Origin of the sequence: Neisseria yangbaofengii, from assembly GCF_014898075.1 — a bacterium.
Taxonomy (GTDB): Bacteria; Pseudomonadota; Gammaproteobacteria; order Burkholderiales; family Neisseriaceae; genus Neisseria; species Neisseria yangbaofengii.
The window spans coordinates 1,325,843-1,343,037 of sequence record NZ_CP062976.1 but is presented as its reverse complement, the minus strand read 5'-3'; the positions used below and the strand labels follow the sequence as shown (position 1 = coordinate 1,343,037).

Here is a 17,195-nt window from a genome sequence, read left to right as displayed (position 1 = left end):
CTAAATATTCAGTGTTGACTTGGGAATTCTTATTTTAATATACTATACATCAGGCGACATTAAATCTGATAATGCAAAAGGGGCTGCAGCAGGGATGGCTACAATCGCCGTAACGCTTGAAACCCTACCATCATTTTTATTAGGATGGTTAGGCTCTCCTCTGCCGCGAGTGGTATTTCCAACCTCATCATATAATCCCCACATTTGCCCGCCCAATACATCGTGTGTTCCTGCAAAGGACTCGACGACCCAATCTTTCCAACTGCCTACCACATATTGCCCAAACATTTCTCCTTGAATAGGTTGGAAACCACCTGTGAGACCATGCATCCCTTTTGCAGCAGAGTTCAAATTCTTATCAATAGCATCCTTTAAAGTAGGAATAGGATTACCATCAATAGATGTTCCGCCAATATATTTGTAGCTACCATCTGGATTCGGTTTGCAACGTGACTTCTCATTAATTCCTCCACAAATCGCATCCAAATCAATCCGAACACCTCCTAATTTTACGCCATCGAAGTAACCGCTATCATAACCTGCGTTAGTCAGTTTTGTTTCACTATCATATATTCCTTTAAACAAGCGAGAATTTTCTAAGGTTTCTTGTCGCAGTTTAGTTGCCGCAAGCTGTAATGTTCCTTGTGTAATCGCCGTATCAGGTGTTCCTGAGACAACGCCCACAGTTGTTTCAAGTATCCGTTTCAGATACTGTAATTTGTATATTTGATTATAAAGTACTGTTTTTTCTTCTTCGCTTTGAGTATTTTTGATTTTTTCTCGCAATGCTTCTTGTTTTGGCAAGACATATGCATTGATTGTGGCAAAAGCGTTTTGCCTGAACTCTTTTGTTACTTGAACTTGAATATTCAGTTCTTTTAATACCCGCTCTTTATCAAAGGTATTTTTCAGACGGCCTGAGTTTTGTTCGGCGGTTTCGGTGCGGGTGGCGGTGTAAACGGCTTCGGTCGCTTCGCCCGTCGGGTCGTTGCCGATGATGATGTTGCGGGTGCCGATGCCGCTTTTGGTAACGCTGCTTTGGCTGTCTTTGTCGCTGCCGTAGCCTATGGTTTTGGAGAAGGTGTCTTTATCGCTTACGTTTTTCAGACGGCTGTTGTGGTCAGGTTGGCTTTGTCCCAACGTTTTGCCGCTTATTTCTGCAGAAGTACCTAAGCCGAAACTCTCGCCTTCGTAACGGCTGTGGTTTTCCATATCGCTGTGGCTGATGGAGGCCGTCTGAAAGCGGTTTTTACCTTCGCTTTCGGCTTTTTCAGTAGAAGTGATGATGCCGCCTTTGAGGTCGGTATGGTTTTTGACTTTGATGTCGAAGCCGTCGTCTCCTGCGTAAAGGCCGCTTTGTTCGGTTACACTGCGGTGGTCGGCGTTGACTTTGCTTTGGCTGTAGTCGCCGCTGCCGCTGAAGCCGTAGCCGACGGTTACCTGACCGCTGATGTTTTGCTGTTTGCCGTGGTAAACGGCGGTATCCTGTACGCTTTCGATACGGAGGTTTTCAGCGGCAAGGGCAATGCCTTTGCCTTTGACCTGTGCGCCTTTGATATTGACATCGCCGCCGCTTTGGATGACGGTGCGGCTGTCTTTGTCGCCGATATGGCTGTGGCGGTGGGTTACGTCGTCGCCGTTTCCGTAGCCTTTGCCGTAGTTTCCGCCGCCGGTAAAGCCGACGCTGACACCGTTGCTGAAATCAAGGGCGACACCGGCATTCCAACCCCGTTGGCTGTTGTTGCTGCGTTCGCTGTGGGTTTGTCCGGCAGCCAGAAGGTCGATTTTGTTGTCTGCGGTGAGGAATGTTCCACCTTTACCGGCTACATCGGAACCGCGCACGGTGATATTGGAAGCGCTGCCGTTTCCTGTGGCGGTCAGTTTAACATGGCCGCCGGCCTGAACGGCAGAGCCGCCGGATTGGGTGCCAAGGATATGGCTTTTGCTTTCGTTACGCTGTTCACCGTAGGTAATATTGACATTGATACCTGCACCTTCGCTGTTAATGGCTTTACCGACGCTTTGTGCCGCCTGATAAGCCTGCCAGCCGGTATTGGCGGCAGCCATGGCGTTGGTGCGGCTGTTGCGGCTTTGCCCAGTTTGATCCAATGATTGTGAGGCCGTCTGAACGGCTTCGACTGCTTGGGTAACAGGGGAACTGATGCCTACCGTCATGCCTTTTTGGGTAAAGCGGCGGTAGTAGTCGGCATGGTATCCGCCTTCGGATGCATCGATACGGATGTTGTGGGCGGTAACGTCTATATTGCCGTCGGCCGACAGGTTGCTGCCCCGTTGGGTGTAGTTTCTGCCGGCGGTGATTCCGGTATGGCCGCTACCGCTGCCGACGACACTGCCGACACCGGTTACGGTTGCCGAGTTTTCGTGCGTCAGGTCGGTTTTGTTGCCGATAAAGCGGCTGAAGCAAGCGTAGGTTGGGCCATGACCCAACAATTACCTAGAGATATAAGGTTTTGTTGGGTTTTCAACCCAACCTACGCTTGCTAGAATTGAAGTCTTATGCGGGTAACAGCTTGCTACATTACCGGCAACGGCTTAATGCCAAACGCAATCCTGCGCCGATTTCTTCAGGCGTATTGTCCAAAGTTACAATCACATTTTCCACGCCTTTTATGCCTTCCCATGCTTCCAGTTTGACATGACGGCTGGGGCTGATTTTGATGCGGCCGTTATTCAGCCAAATCGTGCAACTCATCATATTTTTAAACAAGGCTCGCTTGGTTTTATAGCCTAGTTTTTCGTAAAGATGATTTAACCAATCAATATGGCGTTGAGTTTCTTTATTAAAATCAAAAAAATCAATCCGTTCAGCTTCATTATTTAATGTTCTACTGTTTGCCAACGCTTGTAAAACAATGTCTCCTAGAATTTTATCATTAGTATCCAACGGTAGAATATGGGGAGGATATAAATGATCTATTCCTATCATTCCTAAACCTGAATAAGTTTGAATAATAAAGGCTTTCTCGTTAGCTTTAAAACTTGCCCAATAATCTCGTTCTGAATTGAAAGTCATTATTTAATCTCCGTAATTTTAACAGTAATATTGCGGCTTTTACCGTATTCTACTGCACGCTGTAATTGCTGCCTTTGCGCTGCATTGGTTTGAGCCGGAATTGCTAAATGGATTTCCCGCTGTTTAATCATATCTGTTGTTAATATTTTTCTAGATAATTCATATTCTGTAAAATTCGCCGTCTTATCAATATATCCTTTCATGGTGCTGTAAATTTGTTGTGGTTTGGCCAAACGTGCCGCCGTTTGCGTATCCAGTGTTTTGGCACTGATTGCGGTTTTCGTCGTTACATCAAAATAATCAAAGGTCTTGAAGTTTGGCGGTAGGCGAGCATCAGCCGCTAAATTTTTACCGACATAATTTTCCCACGGCATACCTTGTTTGCCAACACTGGCACCCCACTGAATACCAACAGCTTTATTAGAGATTATGTTAGATAGCTGATGATTTCGTACCCAAGCTGAAGGTGGTTTATTCTGTGGTGCTTGTAAGGCTGCATTGTTCGCTCCTTTTCGAATTTGAGCGGATAATATGCGGATGTCGGCTTTTTTCCTTGCTTCCTGCCAAAATGATGAGCTTTGGACTACATTTTTCAACTTTCCGACTGTTTTCTGTACTGGTACAGATTTAGCGAGCAAATTGGCTGTGCCACTACCTAAAATTATTGAAGTTGCATTTGCACCTACTCTTGCAGCGAGTAAAGCATCCATATGAGCTGCCAATTTTCGATCTGACCGATATGCTTCATCTCGGATAAGTTTCCATTCATCATAACTGATAATTACTTTATCAAAAGTTTGTGCAGGATTGCTAACGACATCAATAAAGGCTGCATATGTATCCTTATAGTTTACAATGGCTTCCCATGTTCCTGCTGCCACTTCTTGTATACCGATTCGATTTACCTCTCCTGCGTATTGATTATAGTAATTAATATACTCTTCAGCATATTTTTCGTTGCCCTTAAATAATGTTCGGGCAAGATGCCGGATTTCTTTTTTCCGTGTTTGCTGAGCCTGATCGGCATTCATATCGAAGTCATTCACTCCTAGAGTGTGGGCCCAGTTATTTTCTACCGCATTCCCTGCAACCAAACCACCCTGAACCGCATCCGCCGAATGAGTGCCAACAGCCGCCCCCGTAGCCGTCCCCAACAAGCCTGTAATCGCCGTTACAGTTTTCTTCTGCTCCGCCGTCAGTTTGCTGCCGTCTTTCTCGCCGTAGAGATAGTTGCCGATTAGCGGTGCGGCGGCTTCGGCACTGCCGGCACTGATGGCACCGGCCAGGGCGTTGTTGTCTCCCGCCGCTGCCGTTGCTGCGCCCAATACCGCATGGGCAAGTATATGGGCGGTTTCTTGTTTACCGGTAAGTTTGCCGTCTGAATTCTGTTGCGCCACTCCTTTGAAGTATTGCCCGATTTGATAGGATACGGCCGGGCTTGCCGCTGCGGCGGCAATGCCTGCTGTGCTTTGGGTGGGCGCACTTAAGCCTGCGGCGATGCTGTTGAGCAGCACTTTGCCTTTCTGCCAATTACCGGCTTTTTGCCGGTACTCGGCTTCGCTGATAAGGCCTTTTTCTTTCTGCTCTTTCAGCGTATCCAGTTTGCGGTTGATTTCGCCGGTGGCCGACTGCACATTTTTGCTGAATTCCTGACTGACCTTCCGCTGTAAATCAATCTCGCTCTGCACCCGTTCTTTGTCAAAGATGTTGTTCAGACGGCCTGAGTTTTGTTCGGCGGTTTCGCTGCGGGTGCCGGTGTAGGCCGCTGCTGCCTGTGTGCCGTCGGTATCGTTGCCGATGATGATGTTGCGCGTGCCGATGCCGCTTTTGGTAACACTGCTTTGACTGTCGCCGTCGCTGCCGTAGCCGATGCTGCTGTCGATACCGTTTTTAGCGGCGACGGTTTGGATGCGGCTGTCGGCAGCAGGTGCGGTTTGGCCGAGGCTTTGGCCGCTGATGCTGCCTGATACGCCAATGCCGAAGCCGTCGCCTTCATAGCGGCTGTGGTTTTCAATGTCGCTGTGGCTGATTGAGGCCGTCTGAAAGCGGTTTCTGCCTTCGCTTTCGGCTGTTTCGGTGGCGGTGATGATGCCGCCTTTTAAGTCGGTATGGTTTGCCACGTTGACTTGGAAGCCGTCGTCACCGGCAAAGATGCCGCTTTGTTCGCTGATACTGCGGTGGTCGGCGTTGGTTTTGCTTTGGTTGTAGCCGGCAGTCGCGGATGCGCCGTAACCGACGGTTACCGAACCGCTGAGGTTTTGCTGTTTGCTGCGGTAGACGGCGCTATCCTGTATGCTTTCGATGTTGAGGTTTCGGGTGCTAAGGGCAACGCCTTTGCCTTTTACCTGCGCGCCTTTGAGGGTGGTGTCGCCGCTGCTTTGGATGACGGTGCGGCTGTCTTTGTCGCCGATGTGGGTATGGCGGTGGGTTACGTCGTCACCGTTGCCGTAGCCTTTGCCGTGGTTGCCGCCGGCGGTAAAGCCGATAACCGGTTTGCCGCTTTGAAATGCAACGGCAACGCCGGCGTTCCCGCCGCTGCTGCGGTTGTCGCTGCGTTCGCTGTGGCTCTGTTCGGCCGATTGCAGTACGATGTCTTTGGCGCGCAATAATGTGCCTTCTTTACCGGCCGCATCTGAGCCGGTGATGTTCAGACGGCCTTCGTCGGCGATCAGGCTGACTTGGCCGCCGCCGATGACTTGGCTGCTTTGGGCGGTACTGCCTTCGCTGTGGCTTTGGGCAGTGTTTTTTTGTTGGCCGTAGGTAAGGGAGACACTGACGTTGGATGCGTTTGCTGCAGATTGCCAATCGCCGGCGGATAGGGCGGCAGCGGTGTTTGCCAGGCCTTTGAGGTTGTCGGGACTGCTTTCTTCGGCCAATAACTTGCGTGTCTGCCATGCGGCATTGGCCGCGGCCATGGCATTGACGCGGCCGTTGTTGCTTTTGCCGACGGTTTTGGCAGCGGCTGCTGTGCTTTGTACGGCCTGAACGACGGGCACGTTGACCGCTACGGTCAGGCCTTTTTGTTCGAGGGTCTGCCGGTAGTCGGTGGCGTAAGTATCCTGCGCCGCTTTAATGTCGATGTTGCGCGCACGAATCAGTACGTCGCCTTCGGGCGAGGAGACGGTCGAGCCGGTTTGGCGGTAGTTTTGTTCGGCAGAAATGACGGTGTCGCCTGTTAAGCTGCCGACGGTCGAGCCGTGATTCACCCGGGTACGGCTGCCGCTGTCGGCGGTGTCTTTTTTGCTGCCGACGGTAAAACCGATGCCGCCCGAACCCATCAGGCCGGATTTTTTGGTTTGGTGGAATTCGCTGTCGTTATAGGTGCTTTGCGCGGCGGTGATGTTGACATCATTGCCCGCCGTCAACACGGTCAGGCCGTCTGAAACCACGTTGCCGCCGCGTACGGTTAAATTGTTATCGGCTGCAATCAACACTTTGCCGCCGCTGATTTCGCTGCCGACCGCTTCGTCGTGCTGACGGCGGTATTGGTCGAGGCCGGTTGTTTTGGAAGCGATGCCGCGCGATTTGGTGTAGATTGATTCGTCCAAATCCAGCGTTTGACGGCCTTCGCTGATGTCGACGTTGCGGCCGGAGAGGGTAACCCTGCCTTTATCGCTGGCGATGCTGCCTTGGCGGACGGTCAAATCGTCTTTGGCGGAAAGCAGGATATCGCCGGCCGCACCGATGACGGTACCCGCTTCGGAAGTTTGGGCAACATGGCGGTGGTTTTTATCGCTCAGTTCGCCCCATTTGCTGTGGGCTTCGAGCTTGGCGGTGCCCAAATCGATGCGGCCGTCTGAAACGATTTGGGTTTTGCCTTTGGACGCTTCGTTACGCAGATTGGCGGCGACGAAGTCGATGCTTTGGTTGGCTTTGAGGCTTAAGAGGCCGTCTGAAGCGTTGTTGACATACAAACCGGCAACGCGGTCGATTTGGGTTTGGCCGTTGCGCTCATCGCCACCGGTAGCCGTGGTGGAGGCAACGCGGAGGCGGTCGGCCTCGACGGCCAACAGGGTGTCGGCGGCGACGGTGCCGCCTTCGATGTTCACATCTTGGCCGCGTAAGCGCACTTTACCGCCTTGAACCACACCGCTGTTGGTGATGTCGGTGGCGGATAGGTCGGCGATTTTACGCCCGGCCAACGTACCGCTGTTGATGATGCTGCCCGTGCCGTTCATCGCCAGTCGGTCGGCACTGATCAAACCGCCGTGGGCATTGATGTCGCCGGGTTTGACGGTGAGATAGACTTTGGGTGCCAACACATCAACCGTGCTGCCGTCGATTAAGGTAAGGGTTTGGGTTTCCAGCCAAACAATGTCGGAAGTGAGGCGTGCTACTTGTTCTGGCGAAAGGGCGATGCCCGGTGTGAGCTGCTGTTCGCGGGCGAAGGTGATGCCGGCTTGCATCAGTGCTTTGAACTGGGCTTCGTCGTTGGTGTAACCGTCGAGGCGGCGGTAGCCGGTTAAGCGGGCAACTTGTTCGTTTACCAGCTTTTGCTCGTAATAGCCGTCGCCTAAGCGTTTGTGCATTCTACTTGGGTCGAGTTTGAGGGCATTGAGCATATAGTCGCTGCTCAGCCATTGTTTGTAGTTGGTAAAGGCGGGATCGGTTTCGACCAGATACGACGGGTGGGCCGGGTTGACGGCATACAGGCTGGATGTCGGCAGCTTGGTATCGGTGTTGAGGGTTTTAATGGGTGCGGGGGTGCTGCCGCCGTGAGTAACGGCGGTTGGAGAGAGATTGGCCTGTTCGGCAGCATTACCGGTTAATGTTAGGGTACTGTATTCCTGTACATCGGAAACTTTGGTTGTAAAGTCGGGGTGGGTGTCCGGCGGATTGGGAATATGGCTGCTTTCTTTGTCAAACTCAATATGACGGCGGCCTCGGGAACCGTGCCTATCATAACTGCCGCCTCGCAGCATACCGGTATTAACAGTGCGGACGGTATCTTTAGCAGCCTGGTTATTGATGTTGGTTTTATCGGTAATTGTGCCGCCGGTCAGAATCATACTGTTATGGTTTAACCATTTTCCTTCAACGTTAAGGTTGCCGCCTACAAGAATTTGGCCGGGACGGTTTTCAACGATTTTCTGTTTGTAAATATCTTGAATATAATCAGCCTGATAGTATTGGCGAACAGCGTATTTGTGCAGCCATTGCTCGGTACCGTCATTGTAGATAAAGCCGAAATCATGTCGTTCTTTGCGGGTCGTACCGTCTTTGCCTTCGGTAAAGAATGGTTCCGCTTCCCCGGCTTTGGTATAGGAAATAATATGTTTACTGCTGTCTAAATATTCGCCGGTCCGGAAATGATTGTTTAGATTTTTTAATGATTTCACCCCAATCCGTGCGTCTCCTCCTGCTTCAATCGTGGCACTGGCATTAATCAAACGATCAGCCATACCCTGCGCCTGATGCTGCTCATCCAAACTGCCGCCAATATTCAAACTGCCTTCGCTGGAAAGCTTCGCTTCTTCCTGATTGGTAATCTCCTTCGCCCCCACGGCCAAATGTTCGCGCGCGGCAATGACGGCGGCTTTGGTTTCGCCATTGGCCGTTTCTTCTTGGTTCACCAGCTTCTCGGCCTCAATCGCCACCCAGTCGCCATACACGCGTCCGCTGCCGATGTTCAGTACGGTATTGCCTGCATCCAAGAGGGTGAGGCCGTTGCTGTTGATTAAGCCGCGGTTGGTAATGTTGTCGGCTTTGAGACGGGTGTCGCTGCCGGATTGGATGGTGCCGGATGCGGTGTTGTCGATGTGGTCGGCTTCCAAGCGTACGAAACGGCTGCCTTCCAGCGTGTAGCTGTTGTGGATGCCGCCTTTGCTGCTGACGGTCAAACCTTGTCCGGCACGGATGTCTTGTGCGGCGGTAAAGCTGTCTTTAAGATTGAGCGACAGGTTTCGGTTGGCCGCCAGCTCTCCTTGCTTGGTCAGTGTTTTGGCTTGGATATCAAGGTGTTGTTCGGCGAGTATTTCGCCTGATGCATTGTTGATGCTTAGACTTTGGCTGCCGCCGTCGTGTATTTTCACGTCTTTGGCCGAACCGATGAGGCCGCGTTGGTTGTCAAGGCCGTCTGAAACTTTGAGCTCGGTCATTTCATCGCTGCGGATTTGGCCTGAGGTATTGTCTAGACGGGCGGCTTCGGCTTTCAGACGGCCTGTGTCGATTTGGCCGCTTTGATTGAGCAGGGCTGCGGCTTTGATACCGGCTTGTCGGTTGACGGTGAGTCGGCCGTTGCTGTTGTCCAAGGTTTGGACGGCCGCAGCCAAACTACCGCCGGATTGCAGGGTACCTTCGCGGTTATCGGTGGTTTGGTTGCGGATGGTGAGCGTTTCGGCAGCGGTCAGTTTACCTTGGCGGTTGTCCAAGGTTTGCGCGGTAATCTCGGCCTGGCGGCTGATGATTTCGGCTTCGCGGTTATCCAGCAGGCTGCCGCCAACGGCCAGTTTGTTCAGATGTAGTTTGCCTGTGTTGCCCAAGCTGTTTGCGGCGTGGATATCCACGCCGCCGTTGGCGGTGATGCTGCCGCTGTTTTCCAGGCCGTCTGAAACCTTCAGACGGCCTTCGGCCAAGGTCAGCGGTACGGCAGCCGCATCATTTTGAGTTTGGATTCGGCCTGACGCGGCGGCGGTGGTCGGTGTGGCAGGCGTGCTTGGGGCAGTATTGCCGCCGTTGCCGGAAACATGGTCTTGGCCGGCATAAGCGATTAAACCGCTATTGTTCAATTTGCCGGCTTCAATATTGAGGCTTTGCAAACCGGTTTGCGCCATGTCGCCGCTGTTGTTCAGACGGCCGGTTTCGATGTCGAAACGGGCAGCCTGTATGGTTTGGCGGTTGTCGAGGTTTTGTGTGCGGATATTCAGTTCGTCGGATGAGGTGATCAGGCCGCTGTTGCCGACTTTCGGGCTTTGAATCGCGGTTTTTCCTTGTGATGACAAGGTGCCGCTATTATCAAACGCCGTGGCTTGAATATTTACACGCGCCGCTGCGCTCGAGCGTTGCGTATTGTCGGCGGCCGCAATACTGCCGCTGTTACCGATTTTACCGTCGGCACTCAGGGTCACACCGCCAGCGGTGGCAAAGGCTTGACCGGCATGATGAACGGCTGCGCCTTTGTCGGTGGAAACCAGCGTAATCTTGTTGGCATACATACCGCCCAGCTGCGCGGTGTCGATGGCCACGGCAGGAGCTGGGCGGCCGTCTGAAACTTGGGTGTGGCTGCCGTCGGTCGCCACATCGTTGCTGCCCGATACCACGCTTAAATCTTTTGCCCATACGCCGGCATTGATTTGCGCGGCGCGGGCAAGCAGGCGGGTGTAATCGGCTCCTGAGGTATCCAAGCCGTCACCGTTGACGGCAATATCGCCGTCGCGTACTTGGAAACTGGTGAGATTGCCGTTGTCAAACAGCGGTTTGCCTGTGGTAAGCGTTACCCCCGCCGCATTGATAAAGCCTGCACCGTTCACCCGGATACCGGCAGGATTGGCCAATACCACCTCGGCACGACGGCCGGCCACTTCGATATAGCCGTTGAGTAGTGAAGGACTGACGCTGTTGACCTGATTCACAATCACCTTGGCTTCGCCGCGTGCCAACCACGGATTACCCTGTATCCAGCCGCCCAATTTGGTCTGCGTGTTGCTGCGGCTGTTGTTCAATATGGCACCGCGTTTGTCAACATCGAATTGGCGGTATTGGTTAACCGATACGCCGCCTGCGGTCGGGGTTTGGATATTGACTTGCGGCAAACCGTTGGCCGTCTGCAAAACGGTGGGTTGTTGGCCCAAAGGCGCGGATTTGTCGGCCTGAAGCCCTGCTGCCCACACGGGGCTGACAGCAGCCGAACCGACCGCCAGCCACACCGAGAACGCCGCCATCTGTATCTGAAACTTGGCCGCACCCGCAAGGCCGTCTGAAATAGCCGCTTTGCCGTCTTGCACGTTTTTACCGTCGCGTGCGGTGTTTTCGGCAACAGCCATCATCATGCCGCGCTTTTTATTGAAGATGACTTTGTAGCAGGTTTTGTTCATGGCGGGTTCCTATAAAGCGGAAATACCCCCGTGCCTGTGTTTTCAGACGGCATGAGGGTAGGAAAGGGATTAGAAACTGTAATTCAGATTGAGACCGAACGTGGTGTTGGCCGTTTGAAAGCGGTCGGGTTTGTGCAGCGGTTTGGCGGCGAAAAAATCGTAAGAAAGTATTCCGCCCACTTTGCTTTGACCGCGCACACCTAAGGCCGCACCACTCAGACTTTGCCCCAACAGGTATTGCGCAGAAGGACCGGAGACACGGCCGGCGTCCAAACCCGCATAAAGCTGATGACTCGGATGATACTGCCAAGATAAATCGTTGCGCCAATACCAGCCGCGTTCGGCAGATAAAGTGGTTTCACCATCAAAACCGCGCACGGTATAACGGCTGCCGATGGCCAGTTTGTCTTGCGGCGTTAATGGTGTTTTGTTCCACTGTGCATGGAAGTTGCTGTCGAAGGCAAAGTTTTGCTGCCCGATTTTAAACGGCACATTCACACCGGTATCGGCAGTAAGGATTTTCATGCGGGACGTGCCTTCGCCGAAGGCTTCTTCGGGCGCAGACAGGCTGTTGTTCCGCCCCGTACCTCGTTTGTAACCCAAGCCCAGATTCAGCGTGGCTTGGCCGATGTATTCCTTGTGGCTTAAATTAGCAGACCAACCGGCCGTGCGGCGGCGTTGCACTTCGATTTCCGCATCATTGATAAAGCTGTGCGTTTCACGCTGCCACAATTTGAACGCGGCATGGGTTTTACGGCGGGCATCACGGTAAAGCAGGCGGCTCACGCCGACATCGCTGTTCCAGCTTTTACCGTTGTAGTCATACACCTCAGAATCGCCTGCTACCGCCTGATGATAACGGTAGTAGCTGTGGTTCCATGACCAAAGCCATTTGCCGAACGGTACGGAATAATGGAAAGCATAGCCGTTGGTACCGCCTTTGACCGTATGGCCGTCTGAATCGGTATCTGCCGAACGTGTGCCTAAATCACGGTTATACGAAGCGTAAAACAAATCACTCAAACCCAAAGGGTTATCGGCGGAGAAAGTCATATTGCCCTGATAGCGGCCGGTGGCCTTGCTGCCCGAATTGTCAAAACCCAAAGTCAGGCGGTAGGGAAGGGTGCGCTGCCGCCATTGCACCACCACATCACTCACATCCGCTTTTTCAGACGGCATGATTTGGATATCTGCCTCGGCAGTCGGAACGCGCTTGAGGTTTTCCAAACCCTGTTCCAAATCGCGCAGGTTCAACAGGCCGTCTGAATCAGCAGGAAATTCGTTTTGAAATGCGGTAATCCGACCGACATGGGTTTCTGCGGCATGGCTTTCATCAAAACGGATTTGACCGATGCGGCCGGGGAAGACAGTCAATTCCAATTTGCCGGAATTCAAATCCTGAGGCGCAGCCAAAATCCGCGTGGTGGTATAGCCGCGGTCAATAACGGCGTTTTGTGCTAACGTCATGATGTGGTTGATGCCTTGCGCACCCAGACACATGCCCGGTTGGAAGCCGGATTGTTTGATGGCTTTATTCAGTGCAAATTGGAATTTGGCGGCAGAATCGCCGATTAAGGTGATTTCTTGAACGGGGAAACAAGGCGTTTCGTTTTGAGGAAGCAGCAATGAAGAAACGGCTTCTGCGGTTCGGTCTAGGCGCACATCCGGTGCCGACTGCATCTGCTGCTCGAGTTGGCGCAAACGCTGCTGTTCCTGCCGGGCTTGTTCTTGCTGAATCAAACCGGCTTGTCTTTCGTCAGCCATCGCGGGCATGGCAGCAGTTGCCAGCAAAGCGAACGACAACATCAATGAGCGGCAGCTTGAGGAAAAGTGAAAGGCGGACATGCTTGGAACCTGTAAGGTGGTTGAGCGAACCATGTTATTGGAATAAGGTAAAGAAAAGCAAAGTTTACATGATTAAAGGTTGGTTATTTGGATAGCCGGCCATTCCGATTTGCAATAAATTTGTTATTTTATTCAAAATAATCAATATTTTATTTTTAATTTGCCTTGGTTTTTAGGGTGAGTGGATGAATTGCATGATAGCAGGGGAAATCCACACTATTTCAGTCTAAATAGATATTGGATTGCATAAAAAACGGCTGCCGAAGCAGCCGTTGGAGTTTAGCGTTTACCGCACAGAATCAACAAATCTTCCAGGTATTTCAGCAGGTACTGCTTCTCCACCGGCCAATGGCGGTCGGTGTCGAAGGAATACCACGAACCTGTCCAATCGTTGATGAACCACGCCGTCGTCCAAAAACCATTGCAGTGGCGGGCACTGTTGATTTCCAGCTTGTCCTGCCGGATTTTACCGCCGTAGCCTTTTGAATGAATCAGAATCGGAATGGTGGCGCTGCCTAAAACATCGGCATAGCGGCTGCTGACGGCCAAGGCCTGCATCAGTCGCTCGGCATCGATTTCAATAGCTGTATCGGGTACGCTCAAGTCATCGTCGGAACTGCACCAGAACATACTTTCCTGGTCATTGGATTTTTCAGAGATTTCCAAGTAAAGCATAATGAGGCGGTCTTGGATGTTGCTACAAGGGTAAAACTTCAGTTCGGATTCATACATACGTTGCCCCTTCAGATACAAAGAGACGGATGTATGCCCAGACGGGATACACCCGCCGGGTGGGTTGCTTTTCAGACGGCCTTATTCGTCATCATCGTCGTCATCAAACGTCCAGCCGAAGTGTTTCTCTGCGAAAGCTTTGAAATCGCCATCCGCACAAGGGGAATCCTCCAGCAGGCCGTCTGAAGCGATGAAGATGCCGGCAAAGCCACCTCCTTCATCGATGTAATGCACCATCATTTCGACACTCGGAAAAGCATCGGCCAGAATCTCGAACAGAGGCTCCGGCGGCGACCATGCCGTATCGAAGGTAACGGAAAACGAGGTATCCGACCATTCGTTGAGGTACTGGTGGTAGGCATTCCACTTGGTTCCCCAGTGGCGGTTGCACCATCCGTACCAAGTCGGGCAGCCATGCACGGCAATGTTGCGCTGAATCTGCTCCAGATAAGGACGGTCGAGGCCGATTTTCTCGAGCGAGCCAGGGGTGGACAGTACCCGCTCTTTCAGACGGCCGACCGTATCGGTCTGCCCATCCGCAAGCGTTTCAAAGTGCTGCTTCAGTCTCGATGAGAGCCGGATTTTGCTAAAAGCTTCATCGGACAAAAGCCAGTCGTCTTTCATCTTCAGCCAATCTTCGGCATTGGATGACATCGAACCGGACGAGATGTCCAAACCTTCCGGCAGGGGCAGGATGGCATTGAAGTCAACCACCATATCCGGCAGCCCGGGGTTGCTTTTTTGGTCGGGAACGCCGGCGCGGAACCACGCGGCTTTCCATTCGGCTACTGCTTCGGCCGGCCCGTTCACGGTCATGATGTTGGTAACATGGTTAGGCATAACACACTCCATCAAAATACGGAGCCGGATTCTCCTGACGGGACATCACGACCCCGTCGGGTTAAAAACAGGCTTGCGCCCGATTAGATAAAGTTACCGCCGGCAAAACCGGCGCACATTCAGGTAACAGGTGCTTTTTAAAACAGCCCTTATTTCAGGCTGTCGAGGTAGGCTTTGACGGTATAGCAGGCCCAGCGGTAAACCACTTCCCAGCGTACTTTTCCCGGCACTTCCAAAATCCGGCTGTATTCGTGACCGAAGTCTTCCAGCCCAAGATCTTGGTTAAACATCCACCAAGAGATGGTTTTACTGTTGCGCCGGTACAGCCATTCGGCATCGACTTCGTCCAGCTTGTCGGCCAGAGCGCTTTCGATGTTCTGCGGGCCGTATTCGACATCTTTCAGCAGATAGGCGATGTCGTCATAACCACCGAAATCCGCAGCAACGGGAACCAGCAGGAAATCCTGCGGCCGGCTGTTGCTGCAGCCAGACACCGCCTGCATCAGGAGGGCGTAATCCGCATCCCGACCAGCCATGATGCCGCCGAATACTTCCCGGGCAGCATCATCGGGTAAAGTGCTGAGGAATGCCGGCTGGCGGTAGGCGGACAACCAGTTTTCCCGGTTGGGAAACGTCGGAATCACCACCGCCGCGCTGTAACAGTTGTAGCAGCGGCTCGGCATCGATTTATGCATGTTTTCGTTGCGGATATACTCAGCCACCGGAAGGACGGCATCGACCAGATCGCCGGAATAGCCCAGCTCACGCAGTCTTTCGCCAACCACGTCTGCCGGTTCCGGATGTTCCGAATCCGTCATCCGCAGCACTTGGCCGTTTAAGGCTTCGGACGCACTTTCGGCGGCCTCGAACTCGCGGTGGAACCAAACGATATAGGTATTGGAAACAGTGTTTACGGTGAAACTCCTTTTTGAAAATCGGAATACCGCGAACCCTGACGGGGCGAAGTATCCCGTGTGGGGTTGAAAAAAGATTCCCACCTGCACCAAAGGTGCGGGTGGGAATCAGGTGTACCGTTGCACGGTACGGGTTGAATGTTGCTTCAGGCTCTGTTTTTTCCGGCTTTCGTTTTTTCTTCATGCTCTTTTTTCAGTTTGTTAACCGAATGTCGGGCAGTAAAGAAAAACGTCCAAACCAGTGCAAGCACAATCAGCAGAAATATGGTCAATGAGTCCATCAGTCCTCCTCCTTCCTGCTCATCCATGCCTCATTATCAGCAAGCCAATACAGAATGCAGTAGCAGGAGAAAGCAAGGGTTAAAAATACAAAAACGTTCAGCCACCGATATTCAATTGGGGCTTCGCTCAGTTTGAAATACGGCAGAATTGCAATCAAGCTGGCTTTGGTAACATCTTCAAACAGTTTATACCAAAAGTCAAACAAGCGCTTAGCCATGGGCAGGCGTATCAGGTCTGCAGGATTCATTTTCTGCACTCCTGTACACACTTGGAAGTGAAATATATCAAGGCATGTCCTCCATATTGTGTGAAGACATGTCCCCATAGTGGGAAGCATGCCCCCACAGGGTTGGTTAAAAGATTGAAAGAAAGCCGTGGCCGCACGAATGCGGGTGGTGATGTTTAACGGCAGCACCGAGACAGTGAAACGACTGTCGGCGTTGGAAACAGGTTTTTAGCTGCGCCGAGGCCATCTGAAAACGAGCCCTGCGCGTTTCAGCGCAGCTAAAAACCTGCCTCGAAAGGCAGGTCAAACCTCAAACAGCAGGTGAAAAAATCCGGCTGCAAACCGTCAGCGACGGATAACGAGCCGCCAGCATCATGGCCGTATCGGCCAGAAGTACTGCAGCAGTCGGTGCTTTCGGATACGGGTCGATGGCAGGCAACGGATAAGCATTGATATCCTGATAGTCGATGTAGGTGTACACCGGCTGCCCCGGGCCATAACGCCTCGTATGGCGGCGGCACAGGCGGACATGCTCTTTGGCCACTTCATACAGCTTCGGACAGCGTCGGCGGAACTCGGCATTAAATGGTGCGGCCAGCTCCTTCGATACGCCCATGATGTACGGATTGCCATGCTGTTGCAGCCATTGGCGCATCAGCTCGATTGCAGACGGGTTCATAACAGCTCCTTAACGGCAAACAAAGCGTAAAGCCCGTTCGTGGAAGACGGGCTTCCACGCAGGTTGGAAAAAGGTTTATCCGCAAAAACAGTGGATAAACCGACGGGCAGTTCGGGCAAACTTCGGTCGGGCTTTGGTTTGCGCGGTTGCCTAATTTTTAGGCATGGGTCAGACGGAGGCCGCCTGCATCATGCTCAATAATCTTCGGCCAACAGAATGGTGGTATGGCTTCTGTCCCATTCTGTTATGACGTAGATTTTTTGATCCAGCAGGGTGTAGGCAGACAGAATCCGCCCTTCGTTTCCCGGTTCCAGCGCCCGAAGATTCAGTCTGCGGTCTTCGGGATCCATATCCTGCCAGCAGCCGGTGACATGGGCCTTGAGCAGAATCAGCTGCCACAGATGGGTTTCAGTCAGCTGCGGCAGCAGGTTTTCCTGCGCCCAATGTAGCGAATTGGCCGTACAGACCGTTTCCCCCAAAGGAAACAGGTCCGGTTTGCTCTGCTCCAGATGGGACAGCAACAGCTCGGGTAAAACGGGTTGGTTTGTGCTCATCGCGGTGGTCATACTCTTCTCCTTCAAAAGAAAAAGCGGGATGCCGCCCCGACGGG

The 17,195-nt window shown here is 52.5% G+C and carries 10 protein-coding genes; all 10 read right to left on the bottom strand.

The features are described from left to right. Positions 1 to 42: 42 nt before the first annotated feature. The 10 genes from H4O27_RS06410 to H4O27_RS13040 all read right to left on the bottom strand — a co-directional run bounded on the left by H4O27_RS06410 (position 43) and on the right by H4O27_RS13040 (position 17,151). Positions 43 to 2,448 (bottom strand): hemagglutinin repeat-containing protein, encoded by a 2,406-nt coding sequence (locus tag H4O27_RS06410; RefSeq protein WP_165011080.1) that lies wholly within the window; start codon positions 2,446 to 2,448, stop codon positions 43 to 45. Between the two features lie 91 nt (positions 2,449 to 2,539). After that, positions 2,540 to 3,034, bottom strand: a complete 495-nt coding sequence (locus H4O27_RS06405; protein WP_165011079.1) for a contact-dependent growth inhibition system immunity protein — start codon at positions 3,032 to 3,034, stop codon at positions 2,540 to 2,542. After that, a complete protein-coding gene (locus H4O27_RS06400) occupies positions 3,034 to 11,067 on the bottom strand; it encodes a two-partner secretion domain-containing protein (RefSeq protein WP_193004196.1) in 8,034 nt (2,677 codons plus the stop codon). The genes H4O27_RS06405 and H4O27_RS06400 overlap by 1 nt, the downstream gene beginning before the upstream one ends. Positions 11,068 to 11,136: 69 nt before the next feature. Beyond that, complete coding sequence (locus H4O27_RS06395; protein ID WP_193004194.1) at positions 11,137 to 12,912, bottom strand: ShlB/FhaC/HecB family hemolysin secretion/activation protein; 1,776 nt, start codon at positions 12,910 to 12,912, stop codon at positions 11,137 to 11,139. Between the two features lie 279 nt (positions 12,913 to 13,191). After that, positions 13,192 to 13,644: a hypothetical protein gene (locus H4O27_RS06390; protein WP_165007836.1), complete on the bottom strand. Its 453-nt coding sequence runs from the start codon at positions 13,642 to 13,644 to the stop codon at positions 13,192 to 13,194. Between the two features lie 81 nt (positions 13,645 to 13,725). Beyond that, entirely contained in the window at positions 13,726 to 14,484 is a 759-nt protein-coding gene (locus tag H4O27_RS06385; protein ID WP_165007834.1) for a DUF1281 family ferredoxin-like fold protein, read from the bottom strand. 149 nt (positions 14,485 to 14,633) lie between these two features. Next, the gene (locus H4O27_RS06380; RefSeq protein ID WP_165007832.1) at positions 14,634 to 15,302 is read right to left on the bottom strand and encodes a hypothetical protein; all 669 of its coding nucleotides are present in this window, start codon (positions 15,300 to 15,302) and stop codon (positions 14,634 to 14,636) included. 376 nt (positions 15,303 to 15,678) lie between these two features. Continuing rightward, positions 15,679 to 15,927, bottom strand: a complete 249-nt coding sequence (locus H4O27_RS06375) for a hypothetical protein (RefSeq protein WP_100562678.1) — start codon at positions 15,925 to 15,927, stop codon at positions 15,679 to 15,681. A gap of 289 nt (positions 15,928 to 16,216) precedes the next feature. Next, the gene (locus tag H4O27_RS06370; RefSeq protein WP_165007830.1) at positions 16,217 to 16,585 is read right to left on the bottom strand and encodes a hypothetical protein; all 369 of its coding nucleotides are present in this window, start codon (positions 16,583 to 16,585) and stop codon (positions 16,217 to 16,219) included. A gap of 194 nt (positions 16,586 to 16,779) precedes the next feature. Beyond that, complete coding sequence (locus H4O27_RS13040; protein WP_206224742.1) at positions 16,780 to 17,151, bottom strand: hypothetical protein; 372 nt, start codon at positions 17,149 to 17,151, stop codon at positions 16,780 to 16,782. Positions 17,152 to 17,195: the final 44 nt, after the last annotated feature.